Origin of the sequence: Bradyrhizobium sp. Ce-3, from assembly GCF_022835695.1 — a bacterium.
Taxonomy (GTDB): domain Bacteria; phylum Pseudomonadota; class Alphaproteobacteria; order Rhizobiales; family Xanthobacteraceae; genus Bradyrhizobium.
The window spans coordinates 145,685-162,723 of the sequence record NZ_BQUV01000003.1; the positions used below are offsets into that span (position 1 = coordinate 145,685).

Sequence of the window (17,039 nt, forward strand, 5' to 3'; positions counted from 1 at the left end):
ACAAGAAGAACGACAAGAACAACAATGGCGAATAACGCCTCCCTGACGCCGGCTGAGATCAGCTGGCAGCTGCACCGTCTGCCTGCGCTCGAACGTGACGCGTTCATCGCCGCGCATTATCTGGGACAGCCCGTTGCCTGGAAGACCCGCTTCTTCGACGCGATCGACTGGGGCGCGGGCTCGGTGCTGCAATTCAGCTTCCTGCAACGCGGCTGGCATCGCCATTCGCGGCTGGACAATCCGATCTATGCCTATATCGACATCGAGCAACATCCGGAAACACGCCGCCTGCGCCGCGGCCGGCGGATCGACCTCCAGGGTAAGATCAAGGGCGTCGACTTCGTGACCGGGATTACGCTTGAGCTCGACAAGTTCGAGATCCTGCCGGTCAATTTGCTCGACCGCTTCGTCATCAGCTCCGACAGCCGGTATTAACCGCGGGCAGCGCGGCGTGCCGGCGCATCCGTATAGCGCGCGGCCATCGCGCTGGTGAGCTCGGCCATCTTCTCGCGCAGTCCCTCGGGTTCGATCACCTCAACCTCGGCGCCGAGCCGCAGCAGCTCGGTTGCAGCGTGCCACACCGTCTTGCCGACCGGCATGGTGGCGACTCGCCAGCCATCGGGCTCAGTGCCATCAGCAAGCTGCATCCGCGCCTTCACGTAAGGATGCGCCAGCGCGTCGAACAGTTGCAGCCCGAGCGGCGACAGCCGCACCGTGGCTTCGTTCGGATGCAGCTCGGCCTCGAGCCGCTCGATCGAGGCGCGCCAATAGGCGGCGAGATCAAAATCCGCCGGGCGTGCGAACGGCGTCTCCAGCGCGGTGCAATCCAGCACCCGCGCCACGCGGTAGGTGCGGACGTTGCCGTCGACGAGGCCGGCGACGTACCAGCTGCCGCCCTTCAGCACGAGGCCGAGCGGCGCCACGCGACGGCGCTTCTCCGCCTTCCAGCTCTGGTAGCGGATCTCGATCAGGTTTTCGCGCAGCACGGCACCTGCAATGGTGCGCAGGTGCTTCGGCTCCTCGGTCTCGCCGAACCAGCCGGGCGCGTCGAGGTGGAAGCGCTGCTGCATGCCTCGCGCGTTGGGGCGCAGATTTTCCGGCAGCGCCGCCATCAGCTTGGTCTGCGCTGCGACCATCGCGGCATCGAGGCCGAGCGCGGCGGCGGGGCCGGGCAGGCCGGCCATGAACAGCGCCTCGGCCTCGCCCTGCGACAGGCCGTTCAGCCGCACCCGATAGCCGTCGAGCAGCCGATAGCCGCCCTCGGCGCCGCGGTCGGCGTAAACCGGAACGCCGGCGGCGGCGAGCGCGTCGATGTCGCGATAGATCGTGCGCACGGAGACCTCGCAGGCCTCGGCCAATTCGGGCGCGGTGACCTGTCCCCGTGCCTGCAGGGTGGTGAGGATGGAAAACAGCCGGCTCGCGCGCATGCGAAGATCATACCTGACACAAGATGTCAGGTATAGGCGGACATAAGGAGGCCATGCCCCGACGGCGACAGGAGCCCCCCATGACCGGCCTGCCCATGACCACCGCTGCATCCACTGATCGCATCACGCTGTATTACGCGCCGCAGAGCCGCGCCACCGGCACCCGCGTGCTGCTGGAGGAGCTCGGCGCGCCCTACGATCTGCAAATCCTCAACATCAAGGCGGCCGAGCAGCGCAACGCCGCCTATCTCGCGATCAACCCGCTCGGCAAGGTGCCGGCGATCCGCCACGGCGACGCGCTGGTCACCGAGCAGGTCGCGATCTTCATCTATCTCGCCGACCTGTTTCCGCAGGCGGGCCTGACGCCCGCGCTGAACGACCCGCGCCGTGGCCCCTATCTGCGCTGGATCGCCTATTACGGCGCCTCGTTCGAGCCGGCCGTGATCGACCATTTCATGAAGCGCGAGCCGGCGCCGATCACGCAGTCGCCCTATGCCGATTACGACACCATGCTGGGCGCGTTGGAGGCGCAGCTCGCAAAGGGCCCCTATCTGCTCGGCGAACAGATCACGGCGGCCGACATCCTCTGGGGCATCGCGTTCTCCTGGACCATGATGTTCGGCATCGTGCCGAAAAGGGACGTGTTCGTCCGTTACGCCGAGCGCATCGCAGCGCGTCCGGCGTTCGTCCGGATCTCGAAGGCCGACGACGAGATGGCGGCGCAGCATGCAGCGGCCGCCGGAGTGTGATACGGATCGTGCCGATGGCGAAAGCGCTGTACAGCACCAACTGCTTCAACACCCTGATCCGCGTCGCGGAGGATTGTCCGGCGCAGCACGGCGAGGAGCCGCAGCTGCGTGGCGGCCAGCCGACGGTTGCCGTGCTGCAATTCCGGATGATCGCGGGCGCGCCTTACAAATACACCTCCGACGACGTCGTGTTCGCGACGTCGGCGGCCGGCCGCGCGCTTGATGCGAAAGCCGCGAAGAAGGAGCGGACTCTCGCCCGCGAGACGTTCTTCTCGCGCGGCCAGGCCTGCATGCGCGCCTCACCGCTGGGAAAACGTTTCGGCTGGGGCGTTCACGCCGATGCCGAGGGCCGCATCGCGCTCTGCGCCGTCGACAGCAAGCGGTACCAGGCGCTCGCCCGTGACCCCGAGGTCGCGCAGACGCGCGCGATGCGGTCGAAGCGGGCGTGACGCTTCTTATCCTTACCTGGAGGGGGAGGATCGACGCGAATGAAATGAGCGGCGAGGTGGGGTGATCTCTCCACTCGGCACTCCCCGCGTTGAGAGATCACCCCACCCCGTCTCACATTCCGCTGCGCTCCATGCGAGCCGACCCTCCCCCTCCAGGGGAGGGTGAAGCATCGGTGTATCCCCCAGTTCCGTCATCCTGAGGCGCGAGCGCTTGCGAGCCTCGAAGGATGCACGGCCACACTCGGGCCGTCGACCCTTCGAGACGCGCGCGATGCGTGCTCCTCACGGTGACGGTGTGGCAGCGCGGAATTCGACCTAAAATCTTGGCGCCCGTTTCTCGGCGAAGGCCTTGATGCCTTCCTTGATCTCGTCGCCGCGCATGCTGTCGCGGTGACGGGCGTCGGCGGCGGCAGCATCGAGCTCGCCGCGGGCGAATTCGTTGATGGCGCGCTTCATGCCGGCCATGGCCCTCGGCGCATTGCCGGCGAGAACATTCGCGAGCTTGTCGACCTCTTCATCCAAAAGCTCGAGCGACACCATAGCGGTGAGGTAGCCGATCCGCAGCATCTCCGGCGCCGTGATCTTCTGCGCGGTCAGGAACAGCATCTTGGCGTTGTCGACGCCGAGCCGCGTGACGTAGCGCTGGATGCCGCTCTTGTAATAATGCAGCCCGAGCCGTGCCGCCGGCATGAACATCTCTGCGGTGTCGACCCCGACGCGGAAGTCGCAGGCGAGCGCCAGGTCGGTCGAGCCGCCATAGACCCCGCCATTGAGCCGGCAGATCGTCGGCACGCTGAGATCCTCGAGACGGTTGACCACGACCTCGAACGCCGAGCCCGCGCTCTGCTGCTCATTGGCGCTCACCGCGCGCTCGGCCACCGAATTGAGATCGTAGCCGGCCGAGAACGCGCGCCCGGTTCCGGTCAGCACCAGCACGCGGATCGCGGGATCGGTCTCGATCCGGTCGAACAGCCTCACGAGCTCGCCGAGATCCTCGGCCTGCAGGCGGTTGAGGTGCTTCGGCCGGTTGAGGCGGATCGTGGCGCGTGCGCCGGCGATCTCGAGCACGGGTCCGCTGGCGGTGTCGGCCAACTCGGCCATGGCAGTCTCCATCATTGATTCTCGCGTTCGCGCCGCTTCGCCTCGGCGTCGATGGTCTCGGCGAGATCGGGGTGCCTTGCCATCAACAGGCGGAAATCGACCAGGTCAAGCACCAGCAGCCGGGTCACCTTGCTGGTCGAGACGCTGGCGCCGCGCTTGGCGTTGCCGAGCAGCGCCATCTCGCCGAAGAACGCGCCCTCGCCGAGCTTCACCTTGCGTCCGGGCAGGTCGACCTCGACCTCGCCGGCGGCGACGAAATACATGCAGTCGCCGTTGGTGTCCTTGCGGATGATCATGGTGCGCGGCGGCAGGTCCATGGTCCGCAGCATCTGGGTGACGTCGGCGATCGCGGCCGGGCCAAGATGCGCAAAGAACGGCACCTTGCTGACCGTCTCCCAGGTTTTCAGAAAGTTGTCGCGGCGGGTTTCGTTGGCAAAGCCGGTCGCCAAAATACCGGTCCATAGCCCGAATACGCCGAGGCCCGAGATCATCACCATGGCGGCGACCACGCGGCCGAGCGGGGTGATCGGCACCACGTCGCCATAGCCTGTCGTGGTCAGCGTCACCACCGCCCACCACAGCGCCGCCGGCACGCTGCCGAAGGTCTGCGGCTGGACGTCCCGCTCGAGATAATATTCGGCGACCGAGGCCAGGAACACCACCATCAGGAAGATCACGAGCACGCTGAGCAGCGGGCCGGATTCCACCACGAGCACACGCCGGAGCTGGCGCAGGCCGGGAATGCCCGGCACCACCTTGAGCACCCAGAGCACGCCGAGCAGCCACGCGGTTTTCGGCTCGATGCCGGCAAGCAGCGCCAGCGGCACCGCCAGCGCGCCGATCGCATCGACGATGCCGGCGCTGGACAGCGCGTAGAACCAGAACTTGTCCTGCCGCCGCATGTGGCGCAGCCGCACCAGCCATTCGAACACGAAATAGGCAAGGCAGGCCCAGAGCAGCGCATCGACCCAGTGCGGCACCGCGTCATAGGCAGGCGCGACCGTCAGCAGCGTCATCATGGCGACACCGGCCGTGACCGCGACATAGGCCGCCGTGGTCATGTTGCGACCGGCGGTGGCGGAAACGAAGCGCGTCAAGGCCGGAAGGACGAGCCGCTTGGACATCGGAACGGAGCTTGCCTGTCGATCAATTGCTGGAATGGAGGCCCTGCGACCGGCGGAGCCTGTGTCACAACGTGCCTCTCCCGGGTGGGGCCGTCAACGCGCAGGCTTGCTGGCGCGATCGCGGCGAAAGGCCGATCCGTTGGACAAATAGCCTAACCATGTTGGCCCGTTTTTGCGCCCGCGAATGTGAGAAATCAGACAAATCGTCGCTTTTTCCCCGTATATCAGGGATGCTGGTCACCGCTGCGACCTCGGCCGGAATGAAGCGACTAATAAGGCGATCTTATTCACTTCTTGAGAAATTGGTTGGTTTCCGATGGATACCTCACATCTCGCGGAGCACGCCGGCGCCGCCGGCAGTTTCTTCGCCTCGATCTTCGTGGTCGCCACGCTGTCGATGCGCACCATGATCCCGTTGCGGGTCTTCGCCATCCTGACCAACATCATCCTGATCGCGACCGCCGTCCCGACCCATAATTACGCGACGCTGATCCTGCATGCCGTGCTGCTGCCGGTGAACACCTATCGGCTGCACCAGATGCTGCAGCTGGTCCGCAGCGTGAAGAAATCGGTCAACAGCGATCTGTCGATGGACTGGCTGAGGCCGTTCACGACGGAGCGCAAATGCACGGCGGGCGAAGTCCTGTTCTACAAGGACGAGAAGGCCGACAGCATGTTCTACATCGTCAGCGGCCGCTTCCGCCTGGTCGAATCCGGCATCGAGCTGCCGGTCGGCGCGCTGGTCGGCGAGTTCGGCATGCTGTCGCCGTCGAACACCCGAACCCAGACGCTGGAATGTGCCGAGACCGGCATGGTGCTGTCGGTGACCTATGACCAGGTCGAGCAGCTCTACGTCCAGAACCCGGCGTTCGGCTTCTACCTCCTGCGTCTCTTCAGCGCCCGCCTGTTCGAGAATATCTCGACGCTCGAGCAGCGGCTCGCGCAGCACGCCACCCCACAGGCCGCGGAGCCCAAACCTGCATGAGCCCAGCGACGAGTTCTGGAGGCGCCGCAGTGCCGGATGACGACAGTCTGCTGGCTTCGCTTCGTTACCTGTTTGCCGATATCATCGGCGACGAGGACGAGGGGCCGCCGGTGCTGCCCGAAGCCTGCCCGGACCACCTCGGACCCGCGGTCACCGAGCTCATCGATCTCTTGATCGCCTATCAGAGCACGAGCTACGCCCAGCTCTATATCGACCGGCTCAAGCGCTTCGTCGGCCGCCGCGGCGTCGATGATGCCCTGCTCGCGGACATCGCGCGGCTGATGGCCGAGCGCATGGCCTATGAGGACGCGATCCGCATCGCGCAGCTCAAGCTCGGCGAAGTCAACGCGGCGGGCGGCCTTGCGGCGCGCTCGGCCGACGACGTCAAGAAGTTTCGCCTCGACGAGTTGATCGACGCCCTGCCGGAGATGGTCGCCGATCCGATCCTTGCCGTGCTCGACCAGTTCGGCTGGCGGCGTCGCCGGGTTTCGATCCGCTTCAGCGCCAACAACCGCTTCAGCGTGCGCCGGCTCAGGATCGAGGCGGGCCTGAAGCGCTGGCGGCTGTTCTCGGGGCGCTACGCCAGGGAACGGGTCTGGGTCGAGCGCTGGCTGCACATGATCGACCGCAGCCTGACCAAGCAGCCGGCCGCGGCTCCGGCGGTCGTGCAGACCGCGACCATGATCCAGGGCTACGGCGATCCCTATCGCCAGGGCATCGCGGACTGGCACGTGATCATCGACGGACTGGTCAAGCCGACCTTCGACGGCGTGCTCGCGCTGCCCGATCTCGCCGCCGCGATCGCTGAAGCCCGCGGCGCCATCATGCCCGATCCCCGACAGGCCGCGCTGAAGCGCAAGATCGCAGAGATTCGCGCCCGGGTGCCGGCGGCTTTATCACCGTCTCCCTGAGGAGCGCGCCCGCGCGCGCGTCTCGAAGGGTCGACGGCCCGGCTGGTGGCCGTGCACCCTTCGAGACGCGCTGCGCGCTCCTCAGGGTGACGGGCTGAAAGCCTGCCGGGGCTCTGCTTCGCCATCACCTACCGCTTGATGTGCGGCGGCTCGTCGTAGCCGCGGCGGCTGGAATAGAACAGCAGGCCCATCAGGCCGGCGCAGACCGCAGCGAGCAGCACAATTCCGATCGAAAAGATGACAATGGCGTAGGCCGGCGCCGGGGCGTCGACGGTCAGGCCTTGATAGGCGTAGGCGCCGACGGCAGCCAGAAGCGCCAGCAGGCCGATGCTGATTATGATGCGCATGGATATCTGCCTTTGCCGAAGGCCAGGAACAAGGCAGATTCAGCAGGGGAGGTTGCGCCGACTATCCTGCTGCGGCGGTGACCTTGGCCAACGCCTGCTGTCCGGCTTCGGTGAGCTCGGAGAGCGTCGTCCTGCCGTTCTTGGCGCATTTGATGATGTATCTGGCAACGCGCCTGCGGGTGTCATGTTCCTCGCCATGCAGCGCGCCGGCGCAGACGTGGTCGAGCGCAAAGCTCATGGCCGCGAGTGTACGTGAGTCGAATCGTTCCTCGATCATCGCGCTCTCCCTTGTGGCCCGCGGCTATTTGCGGGACGTCAAGCACTCGCTGACTTCCATCACGGTCTCGGTCTGTCTGGCTTTCTTCATCAGCGCCTCGCGTTCCCGTCCAGGTGGCAGTTTGCGTGCCGCAACGCGGGATTCGTCGGCGAATTTTTGCAGGCGATCCTCGAACGATCCGGAAGGCCGTGACCTGTTGCGTTTCTTCTTGATCATGCCGTCTCCGCCTTGGAACCAGCAATTCTAGGCATGTTCCCCGGAGGCCGTCGTTAACCCATGACATCAGCGGGGCGAATTCGCTTGCGGCATCGCAGGAACGTTCTCCCGCGCCATGCGTAACTCCCCCGTGTTCACTGCTCTGCTCCCCGAGAGCACTGGACCACTCCGGTGACGGGCCTCGGCGAATGACATCGCCGGGGCCCGCATGACTTCGAGGGATATCAGCCAAGGAAGGACATCAGCAAATGGCACATTCAAATCAGGGCATCGTGAAAGACGACAAGGGTCAGGAGCAGCCGGTCGACAAGGAGCGTGCGCAGAGCGCTCACAAGACCGACACCCGAAAGCCGCCGGCGCGCGAAGCGACGCGGGACCCGAAACTGAACGATGCCGACAAGACGCCAGGCTCGGGCATGACATCAGACGATCGCGGCGATCCCCCGACTGGCTGAACGGCGTTTTGCCCTGCGGCAATGCGGCAGGAACAATGATCCCGCGCCACTGTTGGCTCTCGGAGTTCAATGGAGAATTGACATGGCGATGGACGAGAAGGAGCTCGGCAACCTGATCGGCAGCGACAAGGTTGAGGGTACCGCGGTCTATGGATCCGACGAGCGCAAGATCGGCTCGATCGAGCGCGTGATGATCGACAAGAAGAGCGGGCGGGTATCCTATGCCGTGCTCGGTTTCGGGGGCATCCTCGGTCTTGGCAACGACCATTATCCGCTGCCCTGGCAATCGCTCAAATACGACACGCGGCTCGGTGGCTACGTCACGGGCGTGACCGAGAGTCAGCTGCGCGGCGCGCCGAAATACGGCAGCGAGCGGGACTGGAATTGGGCCGATGTCGGCACCACGCGCGCAGTGAACGATTACTACGGCGTACCTTTGGTTTGAACGGCGCGGGCCCCGAGGGCCCGTATTTCACCGGTGCCGCCCACCGGAAGCTTGCTCGTACGGCGCTTGAGGATGTAACCGTCGCGTCCTCCGGTGTCTGTACACTAGTGAACAGACGTCAATAGCTGTGCAATGTAACATACGTTATTGATCGGCCCGACGGTTACCCGATTAAAGATCCGGGGAGACCAATGTCGTTGGCGTCGTTAGTCCGGAAATTGGAGCAGTTCGTACGGCTTTCGCCGGTGGATCACGCTATTCTCAATCGCGCATCGACCGAGCGCGTCCGGCATTTTGCTCCGCGCGTCGATATCGTCCGTGAAGGCGAGAAGCCGAAGGACGTCCATTTGATCCTGTCCGGCTGGGCCTATCGCTACAAGCAGCTCGAGGACGGCCGCCGTCAGGTGGTGTCGTTCTTCCTGCCCGGCGACATTTGCGACGTGAACGTCTTCATCCTGCGCGAGATGGATCATTCGATCGGCACCATCACCGCGGTGTCGATCGCCGATCTCTCCCGCGATTTCTTCGACAGGGTCGCCGCCGGACATCCGCGCATCGTCACCGCGTTCTGGTGGGAAACCCTGGTCAACGCGGCGATCCAGCGCGAATGGACCATGAGCCTCGGCCAGCGCACGGCGCTGGAGCGGATGGCCCATCTGCTCTGCGAGATCTGGCTCCGCCTGCGCCTCGCCGGTCTGACCCAGGGCGACAGCTGCGACTTCCCGCTGACCCAGGGCGATCTCGCCGACGCCACCGGGCTGTCCAAGGTGCACGTCAACCGCACCCTGCAGGAGCTGCGCGCCGACGGCCTGATCGTGCTCAAGGGAAAGACCCTGGCCGTCCCCAATCTCGACCGCTTGATGCGCGCCGGCCTGTTCAATCCGAACTATCTGCACATGGATCACGAAGGGCGGCAGCTCGACGCCGGCATGACGCCGTCGGATGCAGCGGCCGGGTGATCAAGGCTGGGCCGGCTGGAAGAAATCCGCAGGGCCTAACCTGTGTTATCGAATGACATAGGATGCCGTACTTAAATCGCGCGTCATATCGGTGATGAGAGCCGCATCGCTCCCGCCCAACGCAAACGGGAGTAGCGCCATGCAAGTGCGGCGTTGTTTCAAGCAGACCGAAACCCTGGAAGAGCGGCTCGCGCAGTTCGCGGCCAAGACCTGATCGGTCGCAAAGATCAAATCTGCCACGACCTGGGTCGTCGCGCCAAGAGCGCCTCGTAACGCTGAGGGGCGGCGCCGTTCCCTTGCTGCGTCCCTCACGATTACGGAGGCCGTAACGAGGGTGCCGCATCTGCCGCAGGGCAACGCAGGAACGAAGACCCGTCATCTCGGTTGATCGGTTTCCAGAGGACGGAGGTCTCACAATGGATTGGAATCGGGTTGAAGGAAACTGGAAGCAGATGAAGGGCAAGGTGAAGGAGCAGTGGGGCAAGCTGACGGATGATGACCTCGACGTCATCGCCGGCAAGCAGGACCAGCTCGAGGGCCGTCTGCAGCAGCGCTATGGCTACGCCAAGGACCAGGCCCACAAGGAAATCGATGACTGGTATGGCCGCCAGAAATGGTGACAGCAAAAGGCCCCGCGCTCGCGGGGCCTTTTTTCCTTCGCAGACTATTGCGCCTGATCGGCGCTCGAGATTCACCAGCAGGGCTGTCTACTTGCCTTGCGGGACCCAGGTCGTGCTCGCCTTGTCGTACTTGAAGCCCGGCGCGGACTTGAGCCCATCCTTGGTCTCGTTCAGGGTCAGCCACCATTTATTGTCCTTCTTGGCGGTCTTGACAGCGGTGAACGGCACGATGACATCCTTCTCTCCCGCGCCGAGAAATCCGCCGACGCCGATCACCAGGCCGTTGACCTTGCCGGACTTGTCGACCAGCACGTCGTCGACGTCGCCGATCTTGTTCTGCTGCGGATCATAGACCGACTGCTTGTAATAGTTGGTCACGGTCCAGCTCTCGGCGGGAGCAGCAGACATGGTTTCCGCGGCGTGCGCTGCCGTGATCATTCCGGCGGCAATGATACTTCCTGCAATGAGCTTGTTCATTGTCTCTCCTCCATATGAGGCAGTTGTAACCTCACGCTTGCGGAGAAGTTCCTAGCCGGCGCGGAGTGGGCTGCGAAGCGGTCATTCCGGCGCGCCGGGCATGGACCCGGGAGCAGTGAGTTGAGCTCGCCTCTCAGGCTCCCTCTCCCGCAAGGTGTCGCGAGCATGCGGATGCGTGACTCGCGGGCCGCGCAACATATCCGCTGTCGTCCCGGTGCAGGCCGGGACCCATAACCACCGCTTTTGCTTGTCGCGCAATGTCGCAACGACGAGTCCCGTTCGCAACACCTGCTGCGGCGTATGGGTCCCGGCCTGCGCCGGGACGACGGCGAGGATCGGACGACAGCGCGGCTCACATCAGCCGCATGCCCTTGAGACTCGTATGTCCGTTCTTGCCGACGATGATGTGATCGTGCACGGCGATCCCGAGCGGCTTGGCGATATCGACGATCGCCTTGGTCATCTGGATGTCGGCCTGCGACGGCGTCGGGTCGCCGGAGGGATGGTTGTGCACCAGGATCAGCGCGGTCGCCGACAATTCGAGCGCGCGCTTGATCACCTCGCGCGGGTACACCGGGGTGTGGTCGATGGTCCCGGTCTGCTGCACCTCGTCGGCGATCAGCTGGTTGCGCTTGTCGAGGAACAGCAGGCGGAATTGCTCCTTGTCGGCGAATGCCATGCCGGAGCGACAATAGTCGATGACGTCGTTCCACGACGACAGCGCGACGCTGCGCTTGATCTCGCCCTTGGCGATGCGGCCGGCGGCCGCGGCAAGCAGCTTGAGCTGGTTGATCGAGGCGTCCTTGACGCCCTCGACCTCGCGCAGCCGGGCGACCGGCGCGTGCACCACCTCGGCGAACGAGCCGAACTTCTTGAGTAGCGCCTTGGCCAAGGGTTTGGTGTCGCGGCGCGGGATCGCGGCGAACAGCGCCATCTCCAACAGCTCATAGTCGGTCAACGCGTCCGGCCCCGCCGCATAGAAGCGCTCGCGCAGCCGCTCGCGATGGCCGTGATAATGCGGCGTCTCGCTGGCGTCGTCGTCGCTGGGGTCGGGTTTGGCGGGCATCGGGCACAACCATGCCGTGCCTGCCGGGTTTTGCAAGGGGCGATGCGACTTCACGGTTTGCCACGATGCCACGGGCGAATTACCGTCGGCCGCAAAGTTCAGGATCGAAATGGGGAGGGTTGCGTGACGTCATTCAAGGTGATCCGCTCGCGCGCCGAGAAACGCAAGGGTGGGCCGAAGGCGCTCGAGAAATTGCTGCGGCCGCCGGCGGGCGCCAAGGCGCTGGCCAAGCTCGGCGACGACCGCGTGCTGGCCGAGATGACCAGGCGGGTGTTCTGCGCGGGGTTCGCCTGGAGCGTGATCGACGCCAAATGGGAGGGCTTCGAAGTAGCTTTCCTCGGCTTTCAGCCCGCCAAGCTCGCGTTCAAGCCGGACGAATATTGGGAGAAGCTGACGAGCGACGCCCGGATCGTGCGCAACGGCGCCAAGATCATGTCGGTGCGCGACAATGGCCGCTTCGTGCAGGAGATCGCGCGCGAGCATGGCAGCTTCGGCAAATTCCTTAGCGCCTGGCCGTCTTCGGACGAGGTCGGGCTGCTCGACCTGCTCGCCAAGCGCGGCAGCCGGCTCGGCGGCAACACCGGGCAGATGCTGCTGCGCTTCCTCGGCTGGGACGGCTTCGTCACCTCGCGCGACGTCGTCGCCTGCCTGCGCGATGCCGGGCTCGATATCGCCGAGGAGGTCAAGTCGAAGCGCGATCTCGCCAAGGTGCAGGCGCAGTTCAACGCCTGGGCGGAGGAGACCGGGCTGTCCTATCTGCATCTGTCGCGGATCTGCGCGATGTCGATCGGAGAGAACCACACGCCCGAGGAGATCATCGAACGCACCCGGAGCGACTATTGACCTGCCGCGTTGCACAAAGACGTGAGTTGACTTAGGGAACAATCTTTCCCTAAATGGCGAGATGAGAGCCATGGCCAAATTGCCGCAAGAGGTTGGACGTCCGCGCGGGCGGCCGCGGGAGTTCGACCTCGACGAGGCGCTCGACAAGGCGATCAGGGTGTTTCGCGAACAGGGCTACAACGCCACCTCGATCGGCGACCTGACGGAGGCGATGGGGCTGGCCTCGGGGAGCATTTACAAAGCGTTCAAGGACAAGCGGACGGTATTCCTGGCGGCGCTCGATCGCTACATGCTCTTGCGCAACGAGCAGATTGCAGCTGTCGCCCGCGCGGCTCGGACGGCTCGCGAGCGGCTGCGCGCCGTGCTCGGCTTTTACGTCGAGTCGGCGAAGGGCGTCGAAGGGCGGCGCGGTTGCATGGTCGTCGGCAGCGCAATAGAGCTCGCGATCGCCGATCGAGAGGTTGCGGCGCGGATCACCGCGGCCCTCTCGCGGAACGAGGCGCTGCTGGCCGACCTGATTCGGCAAGGGCAGGCGGATCGATCGATTCCGGGCAAGATCGATCCGGATGAGACCGCCCGCGTCATGATCTGTTTGACGCAAGGGCTGCGCGTCGTCGGACGAGCCGGACGCGCGCCGGCGGACACCTCGGCAGCGGTGGACATCGCGATGAAGCTGCTCGCCTGACTAATTTGACTATTTAGGAAACGATCGTTCCCCAAATTGGAGTATCCATGACGACCATCACGTCCGACGTCCGGCCGGAGCCGGATTCGGTGTCCACCCGGCTCACCTTTCTGCTGGCGCTGTCCTGCGGTCTGATCGCGGCCAATATCTACTATGCCCAGCCGTTGGCGGGGCCGATCGCGGCCGAACTCGGCTTGCGGCCGGAATCAGCCGGCTTGATCGTGACGATGACCCAGATCGGCTACGGCGTCGGACTGTTGCTCGTCGTCCCCCTGGGCGATCTCATTGAGAACCGCCGGCTGATCTCGTCCGTGATTGCGGTCGCGGCGGTGGCGCTGGTTGCCGCCGCGCTGTCGACGCATCCGCTGCCATTTCTCGTTGCCGCGCTGTCGGTCGGCTTTGCGTCGGTCGCTGTGCAGATTCTGGTCCCCTACGCGGGCCATCTGGCGCCCGAGCGCATCAGGGGCCGGGTCGTCGGCAACGTCACCAGCGGCTTGATGCTCGGAATCATGCTGGCGCGTCCGGCGTCGAGCTTCATCGCGTCGATCTCGTCCTGGCACATGGTCTACTGGATCTCGTCCGCGCTGATGGTGTCGCTCGCGCTGCTGTTGCGCTGGACGCTGCCGACGCGCGTGCCGCAAGCGCGGCTCGGCTACGGTGCGCTGCTGCGCTCGATGGTTCACCTCGCCCGCAACACGCCGGTTCTGAAGCGCCGCGCGCTCTACCAGGCCAGCCTGTTCGCGGCGTTCAGCCTGTTCTGGACCACGGTGCCGCTGGTGCTCGCCGGACCAGCCTTCAGATTCACGCAGTCCGGCATCGCGCTGTTTGCGCTGGTCGGCGCCGCCGGCGTGGTCTCGGCGCCGCTCGCGGGCCGCGTCGCGGATCGCGGCTGGACCCGCCCGGCCACCGCGGCAGCCTTGCTGCTGGCGAGTGCCGGCTTCGCGCTCACCATGATCGTGGAGCCGGGCTCGACGCTGTCGCTGGCTTTGTTCGTCGCCGCGGCGATCGCGATCGATTTCGGCGTGCAGGCCAACGTCGTGCTCGGCTTTCGCGCGCTGTTCGTGCTCGGCGCGGAATCGCGCAGCCGGCTCAACGGGCTCTATATGGCGACGTTCTTCCTGGCCGGCGCGCTGGGCTCCGGCGTCGGCGGCTGGGCCTACGCCGCGGGCGGATGGTCGCTTGCGGCCGCGATCGGCGGCGTGCTGCCGCTCTGCGCGCTCGCCTATCTTGCGACGGAGACGAAGTAGTGCGGGCCGCTGCGGCCGTGCACCTGAACCCGATTAGACCTGAACCCGATTAGACCTGCACCCAAGGCTTCTCGCCGTGGCGCTCGGACAGCGTGAAGATCTCGACGCCGTCGGCGGTGACGCCGACCGAGTGCTCAAACTGCGCCGACAGCGAGCGGTCGCGGGTCACCGCGGTCCAGCCGTCGGACAGGATCTTCACATGCGGCTTGCCGAGATTGATCATCGGCTCGATGGTGAAGAACATGCCGGGCTTCAGCGGCGCGCCTTCGCCGGGGCGGCCGATATGGATGATGTTCGGCTCGTCGTGGAACAGGCGGCCGAGGCCATGGCCGCAGAAATCGCGCACCACGCTCATGCCCTGCGGCTCGACGAAGCTCTGGATGGCGTGGCCGATATCGCCTGTGGTGGCGCCGGGCTTCACCGCGGCAATGCCGCGCATCATCGCCTCATAGGTCACCTCGATCAGCCGCTCGGCCTTCCGCGCGATGGCGCCGATCGCATACATCCGGCTGGAATCGCCGTACCAGCCGTCGACGATGAAGGTGACGTCGACATTGACGATGTCGCCTTCCTTCAGCGGACGGTCACCCGGCATGCCGTGGCAGACCACGTGATTGATCGAGGTGCAGGTCGAGTAGCGATAGCCGCGATACATCAGCGTCGCCGGATAGGCGCCGTGGTCGAAGGCGAATTTGCGCACGAACTCGTCGATCACGGAGGTCGGGACGCCCGGCTTGACGATGTCGGTGAGCGCATCGAGGCATTTCGACACCAGGGCGCCGGCCTTGCGCATGCCGGCAAAGCCGCTCGGTCCGTGCAGCTTGATCTGGCCGGTCTTGCGAAGCGAGGTGTCGGTGGCGTCGATATAGCTCATGGGCGGGGGCGTTTCTGCGGGCAAGGGGCTGATTTCAGGCCCTAATTTAATGATCGGCGCGCCCGGCGCAAGCCAAGCTTGGGCATGGGGACAATGTCCACACCGCTTGATTTCAGGGCGAAATCCGGACAGCGGCCGCACTACCGCGCAAAAACGGGCTCAAACGCCTAGCTGGAGACCTCGACCACGCTCTCGACCGGCAGCGCGCCGCCGCGGATGCGCAGTTCCCGCACCGGATAGGGCACCTTGATGCCCTGCTGCTTGAAGGCGTCCCACAGCGACAGCATGACGTCGCTCTTCACGCTGTCCATGCCGTCGGGATCGGCGATCCAGAAGGTCAGCGAGAACTTCATGCCGAGCTCGGCGAATTCGGTCAGGATGCAGTTCGGCGGCTTGCCCTTGAGCGCGCGGGCGTGGGCGGTCGCGGTTTCGATCGCGAGCTTGCAGACCAGCCGTGGATCGGCGTCGTAATTGGTGGCGAAGGCGATCTTCACCAGCGTGTTCTTGTCGGTGTAGGTCCAGTTGGTGACCTTCTGTGTCACCAGGTCCTCGTTCGGGATCAGGAACTCGCGGCCGTCGCCGGCGGCGACCGAGATGTAGCGGGTCTTCATCGCGCTGATGCGGCCCTGGCTGTCGCCGATGGTGACGAGATCGCCCGGCTTCACCGACTTGTCGACCAACAGGATGATGCCCGAGATGAAGTTGGCGACGATCTTCTGCAGGCCGAAACCGATGCCGACGCCGACCGCGCCGGACAGTACCGCCAGCGCCGAAAGGTTGATCCCGACCGCGCTCAGTGCAATCGCGACCGCGACCACCATCAGGCCGATGCGGATGATCTTGACCAGCAGCACCTGGATCGACGGGGTCAGGTCGGTCGAGCGGGTGATCTGGCCGTCGATGAAATTGCTGGCGATATTGCTCAGCCACAGCGCCAGGATCAGCACCGCGCCGGCCTTGATCAGCAGCAGCGGGCTCAGCCGCAGGCCGCCGACCACGACGGCGAACGAATCCAGCGTTTCGGCGGCCCAGTCGAGCTGGCCGATGATGCTGAGCGCCGCGACCAGCCAGGCCGCGATCGAGACCAGTTTGACGATGAAGGCGTTGTCGATCACCGAGGTGACGAGGCGGATCACCAGCCAGGCCAGTGCCAGCTTGGCGGCAACCGCGATCAGATAGCTGCGGCTCGGCCAGGTCGCGTGCCACATCACGATGCGCGAGATGATCATCAGCACCGCGAACACCGCGGTCGAGGCGCTCGTCACCATCACCCGGGCAAAGTGCCGGAGCGGCAGCGGCCAGCGGCTCGCCAAAGTGGACATGTTGACCCGCGCATGAATGGCGGTATCGGCGGCGTAAGCGAGCCCCGCGGCGGCGAGGATGATGCCGAATTGCAGATAGAACCAGGGCGAGGCCACCTCGGCCCCGACCGAGCGCGCTGCCATCTGGATCGATTCCAGGACGTCCTTCCAACTCATGTCCATCGGCAAATTCTCAACTCGAGGCGCGGGTCAGGCAAATGTGATTCGAAGGTGCGCCGAGAATCCCACAAAGGCGCGCGCGCGACCATCGATACACCACAGTGTCGAGGCGAATTAGAGCGTTTTCGAGCGAAGTGGTCACCGGTTCGCGTGAAGAAAACGCGTCAAAACAAGAATCGAGAGCCCGTTCCGATCTCGTCGGAATGGAAAAAGCTCTCGGGGTTCACGGGACCGGGCACATTGCCGCTCATCTCAGAAATCGGTTGGCGTCCCAGTGTGGCGACGATAAGGATGCAATTGC

At 65.0% G+C, this 17,039-nt stretch carries 22 protein-coding genes; 12 read left to right on the plus strand and 10 right to left on the minus strand.

Features of this window, described 5'->3' with window-relative positions:
- The first annotated feature begins 24 nt into the window (after nt 1–24).
- Nucleotides 25–435 carry a hypothetical protein gene (locus BRSPCE3_RS11735; RefSeq protein WP_244065974.1) on the plus strand — a complete coding sequence of 137 codons (411 nt, stop codon included), beginning with the start codon at nt 25–27 and terminating at the stop codon, nt 433–435.
- Here the strand turns inward: BRSPCE3_RS11735 and BRSPCE3_RS11740 are convergent.
- The gene (locus tag BRSPCE3_RS11740) at nt 432–1,427 is read right to left on the minus strand and encodes a YafY family protein (protein WP_244065975.1); all 996 of its coding nucleotides are present in this window, start codon (nt 1,425–1,427) and stop codon (nt 432–434) included. The two genes, BRSPCE3_RS11735 and BRSPCE3_RS11740, sit on opposite strands and share 4 nt — an antisense overlap.
- 80 nt (nt 1,428–1,507) lie before the next feature.
- Between BRSPCE3_RS11740 and BRSPCE3_RS11745 the strand changes: the two genes are divergently transcribed.
- Together BRSPCE3_RS11745 and BRSPCE3_RS11750 are read left to right on the plus strand one after the other, a co-directional pair.
- Nucleotides 1,508–2,176, plus strand: coding sequence for a glutathione S-transferase family protein (locus BRSPCE3_RS11745; RefSeq protein WP_375709897.1), 669 nt, complete (start codon nt 1,508–1,510; stop codon nt 2,174–2,176).
- Nucleotides 2,177–2,190: 14 nt separating this feature from the next.
- Complete coding sequence (locus BRSPCE3_RS11750) at nt 2,191–2,625, plus strand: DUF6157 family protein (protein ID WP_244065976.1); 435 nt, start codon at nt 2,191–2,193, stop codon at nt 2,623–2,625.
- A 315-nt stretch (nt 2,626–2,940) separates the two neighbouring features.
- On the opposite strand, the gene BRSPCE3_RS11755 is transcribed toward BRSPCE3_RS11750, so the two are convergent.
- On the minus strand, nt 2,941–3,726 hold the full coding sequence (locus tag BRSPCE3_RS11755; protein ID WP_244065977.1) for an enoyl-CoA hydratase/isomerase family protein: 786 nt from the start codon (nt 3,724–3,726) through the stop codon (nt 2,941–2,943).
- 11 nt (nt 3,727–3,737) lie between these two features.
- The gene (locus BRSPCE3_RS11760) at nt 3,738–4,850 is read right to left on the minus strand and encodes a cyclic nucleotide-gated ion channel (RefSeq protein WP_244065978.1); all 1,113 of its coding nucleotides are present in this window, start codon (nt 4,848–4,850) and stop codon (nt 3,738–3,740) included.
- Nucleotides 4,851–5,166: 316 nt separating this feature from the next.
- Between BRSPCE3_RS11760 and BRSPCE3_RS11765 the strand changes: the two genes are divergently transcribed.
- Both BRSPCE3_RS11765 and BRSPCE3_RS11770 read left to right on the plus strand, forming a co-directional pair.
- The gene (locus BRSPCE3_RS11765; protein ID WP_244065979.1) at nt 5,167–5,835 is read left to right on the plus strand and encodes a Crp/Fnr family transcriptional regulator; all 669 of its coding nucleotides are present in this window, start codon (nt 5,167–5,169) and stop codon (nt 5,833–5,835) included.
- The gene (locus BRSPCE3_RS11770) at nt 5,832–6,746 is read left to right on the plus strand and encodes a DUF6537 domain-containing protein (RefSeq protein WP_244065980.1); all 915 of its coding nucleotides are present in this window, start codon (nt 5,832–5,834) and stop codon (nt 6,744–6,746) included. Before BRSPCE3_RS11765 ends, BRSPCE3_RS11770 begins: the two co-directional genes overlap by 4 nt.
- 128 nt (nt 6,747–6,874) lie before the next feature.
- On the opposite strand, the gene BRSPCE3_RS11775 is transcribed toward BRSPCE3_RS11770, so the two are convergent.
- The 3 genes from BRSPCE3_RS11775 to BRSPCE3_RS11785 all read right to left on the minus strand — a co-directional run bounded on the left by BRSPCE3_RS11775 (nt 6,875) and on the right by BRSPCE3_RS11785 (nt 7,586).
- The gene (locus BRSPCE3_RS11775) at nt 6,875–7,093 is read right to left on the minus strand and encodes a hypothetical protein (RefSeq protein WP_244065981.1); all 219 of its coding nucleotides are present in this window, start codon (nt 7,091–7,093) and stop codon (nt 6,875–6,877) included.
- Nucleotides 7,094–7,154: 61 nt separating this feature from the next.
- A complete protein-coding gene (locus tag BRSPCE3_RS11780; protein ID WP_244065982.1) occupies nt 7,155–7,370 on the minus strand; it encodes a hypothetical protein in 216 nt (71 codons plus the stop codon).
- A gap of 24 nt (nt 7,371–7,394) precedes the next feature.
- Entirely contained in the window at nt 7,395–7,586 is a 192-nt protein-coding gene (locus BRSPCE3_RS11785) for a hypothetical protein (RefSeq protein WP_244065983.1), read from the minus strand.
- A 248-nt stretch (nt 7,587–7,834) separates the two neighbouring features.
- Between BRSPCE3_RS11785 and BRSPCE3_RS11790 the strand changes: the two genes are divergently transcribed.
- The 4 genes from BRSPCE3_RS11790 to BRSPCE3_RS11805 all read left to right on the plus strand — a co-directional run bounded on the left by BRSPCE3_RS11790 (nt 7,835) and on the right by BRSPCE3_RS11805 (nt 10,065).
- Nucleotides 7,835–8,041 (plus strand): hypothetical protein, encoded by a 207-nt coding sequence (locus tag BRSPCE3_RS11790; RefSeq protein WP_244065984.1) that lies wholly within the window; start codon nt 7,835–7,837, stop codon nt 8,039–8,041.
- An 82-nt stretch (nt 8,042–8,123) separates the two neighbouring features.
- Complete coding sequence (locus BRSPCE3_RS11795) at nt 8,124–8,486, plus strand: PRC-barrel domain-containing protein (RefSeq protein ID WP_244065985.1); 363 nt, start codon at nt 8,124–8,126, stop codon at nt 8,484–8,486.
- A gap of 197 nt (nt 8,487–8,683) precedes the next feature.
- On the plus strand, nt 8,684–9,445 hold the full coding sequence (locus BRSPCE3_RS11800) for a Crp/Fnr family transcriptional regulator (RefSeq protein ID WP_244065986.1): 762 nt from the start codon (nt 8,684–8,686) through the stop codon (nt 9,443–9,445).
- Nucleotides 9,446–9,861: 416 nt separating this feature from the next.
- Nucleotides 9,862–10,065: a CsbD family protein gene (locus BRSPCE3_RS11805; RefSeq protein WP_244065987.1), complete on the plus strand. Its 204-nt coding sequence runs from the start codon at nt 9,862–9,864 to the stop codon at nt 10,063–10,065.
- Between the two features lie 87 nt (nt 10,066–10,152).
- Here BRSPCE3_RS11805 and BRSPCE3_RS11810 read toward each other — a convergent pair whose 3' ends face one another.
- Both BRSPCE3_RS11810 and radC read right to left on the minus strand, forming a co-directional pair.
- Nucleotides 10,153–10,542 (minus strand): PRC-barrel domain-containing protein, encoded by a 390-nt coding sequence (locus BRSPCE3_RS11810; RefSeq protein WP_244065988.1) that lies wholly within the window; start codon nt 10,540–10,542, stop codon nt 10,153–10,155.
- A gap of 352 nt (nt 10,543–10,894) precedes the next feature.
- On the minus strand, nt 10,895–11,608 hold the full coding sequence (gene radC, locus BRSPCE3_RS11815; RefSeq protein ID WP_244065989.1) for a DNA repair protein RadC: 714 nt from the start codon (nt 11,606–11,608) through the stop codon (nt 10,895–10,897).
- A gap of 123 nt (nt 11,609–11,731) precedes the next feature.
- Here radC and BRSPCE3_RS11820 point away from each other — a divergent pair, with 123 nt between their 5' ends.
- The 3 genes from BRSPCE3_RS11820 to BRSPCE3_RS11830 all read left to right on the plus strand — a co-directional run bounded on the left by BRSPCE3_RS11820 (nt 11,732) and on the right by BRSPCE3_RS11830 (nt 14,383).
- Complete coding sequence (locus tag BRSPCE3_RS11820; RefSeq protein WP_244065990.1) at nt 11,732–12,451, plus strand: DNA-3-methyladenine glycosylase I; 720 nt, start codon at nt 11,732–11,734, stop codon at nt 12,449–12,451.
- Between the two features lie 61 nt (nt 12,452–12,512).
- The gene (locus BRSPCE3_RS11825) at nt 12,513–13,136 is read left to right on the plus strand and encodes a TetR/AcrR family transcriptional regulator (protein WP_375709898.1); all 624 of its coding nucleotides are present in this window, start codon (nt 12,513–12,515) and stop codon (nt 13,134–13,136) included.
- A gap of 47 nt (nt 13,137–13,183) precedes the next feature.
- Nucleotides 13,184–14,383 carry an MFS transporter gene (locus BRSPCE3_RS11830; RefSeq protein ID WP_244065992.1) on the plus strand — a complete coding sequence of 400 codons (1,200 nt, stop codon included), beginning with the start codon at nt 13,184–13,186 and terminating at the stop codon, nt 14,381–14,383.
- Nucleotides 14,384–14,432: 49 nt separating this feature from the next.
- On the opposite strand, the gene map is transcribed toward BRSPCE3_RS11830, so the two are convergent.
- Nucleotides 14,433–15,257 carry a type I methionyl aminopeptidase gene (gene map, locus BRSPCE3_RS11835; protein ID WP_050426054.1) on the minus strand — a complete coding sequence of 275 codons (825 nt, stop codon included), beginning with the start codon at nt 15,255–15,257 and terminating at the stop codon, nt 14,433–14,435.
- 167 nt (nt 15,258–15,424) lie between these two features.
- Nucleotides 15,425–16,741, minus strand: a complete 1,317-nt coding sequence (locus tag BRSPCE3_RS11840) for a mechanosensitive ion channel family protein (RefSeq protein WP_244065993.1) — start codon at nt 16,739–16,741, stop codon at nt 15,425–15,427.
- Between the last annotated feature and the right edge of the window lie 298 nt (nt 16,742–17,039).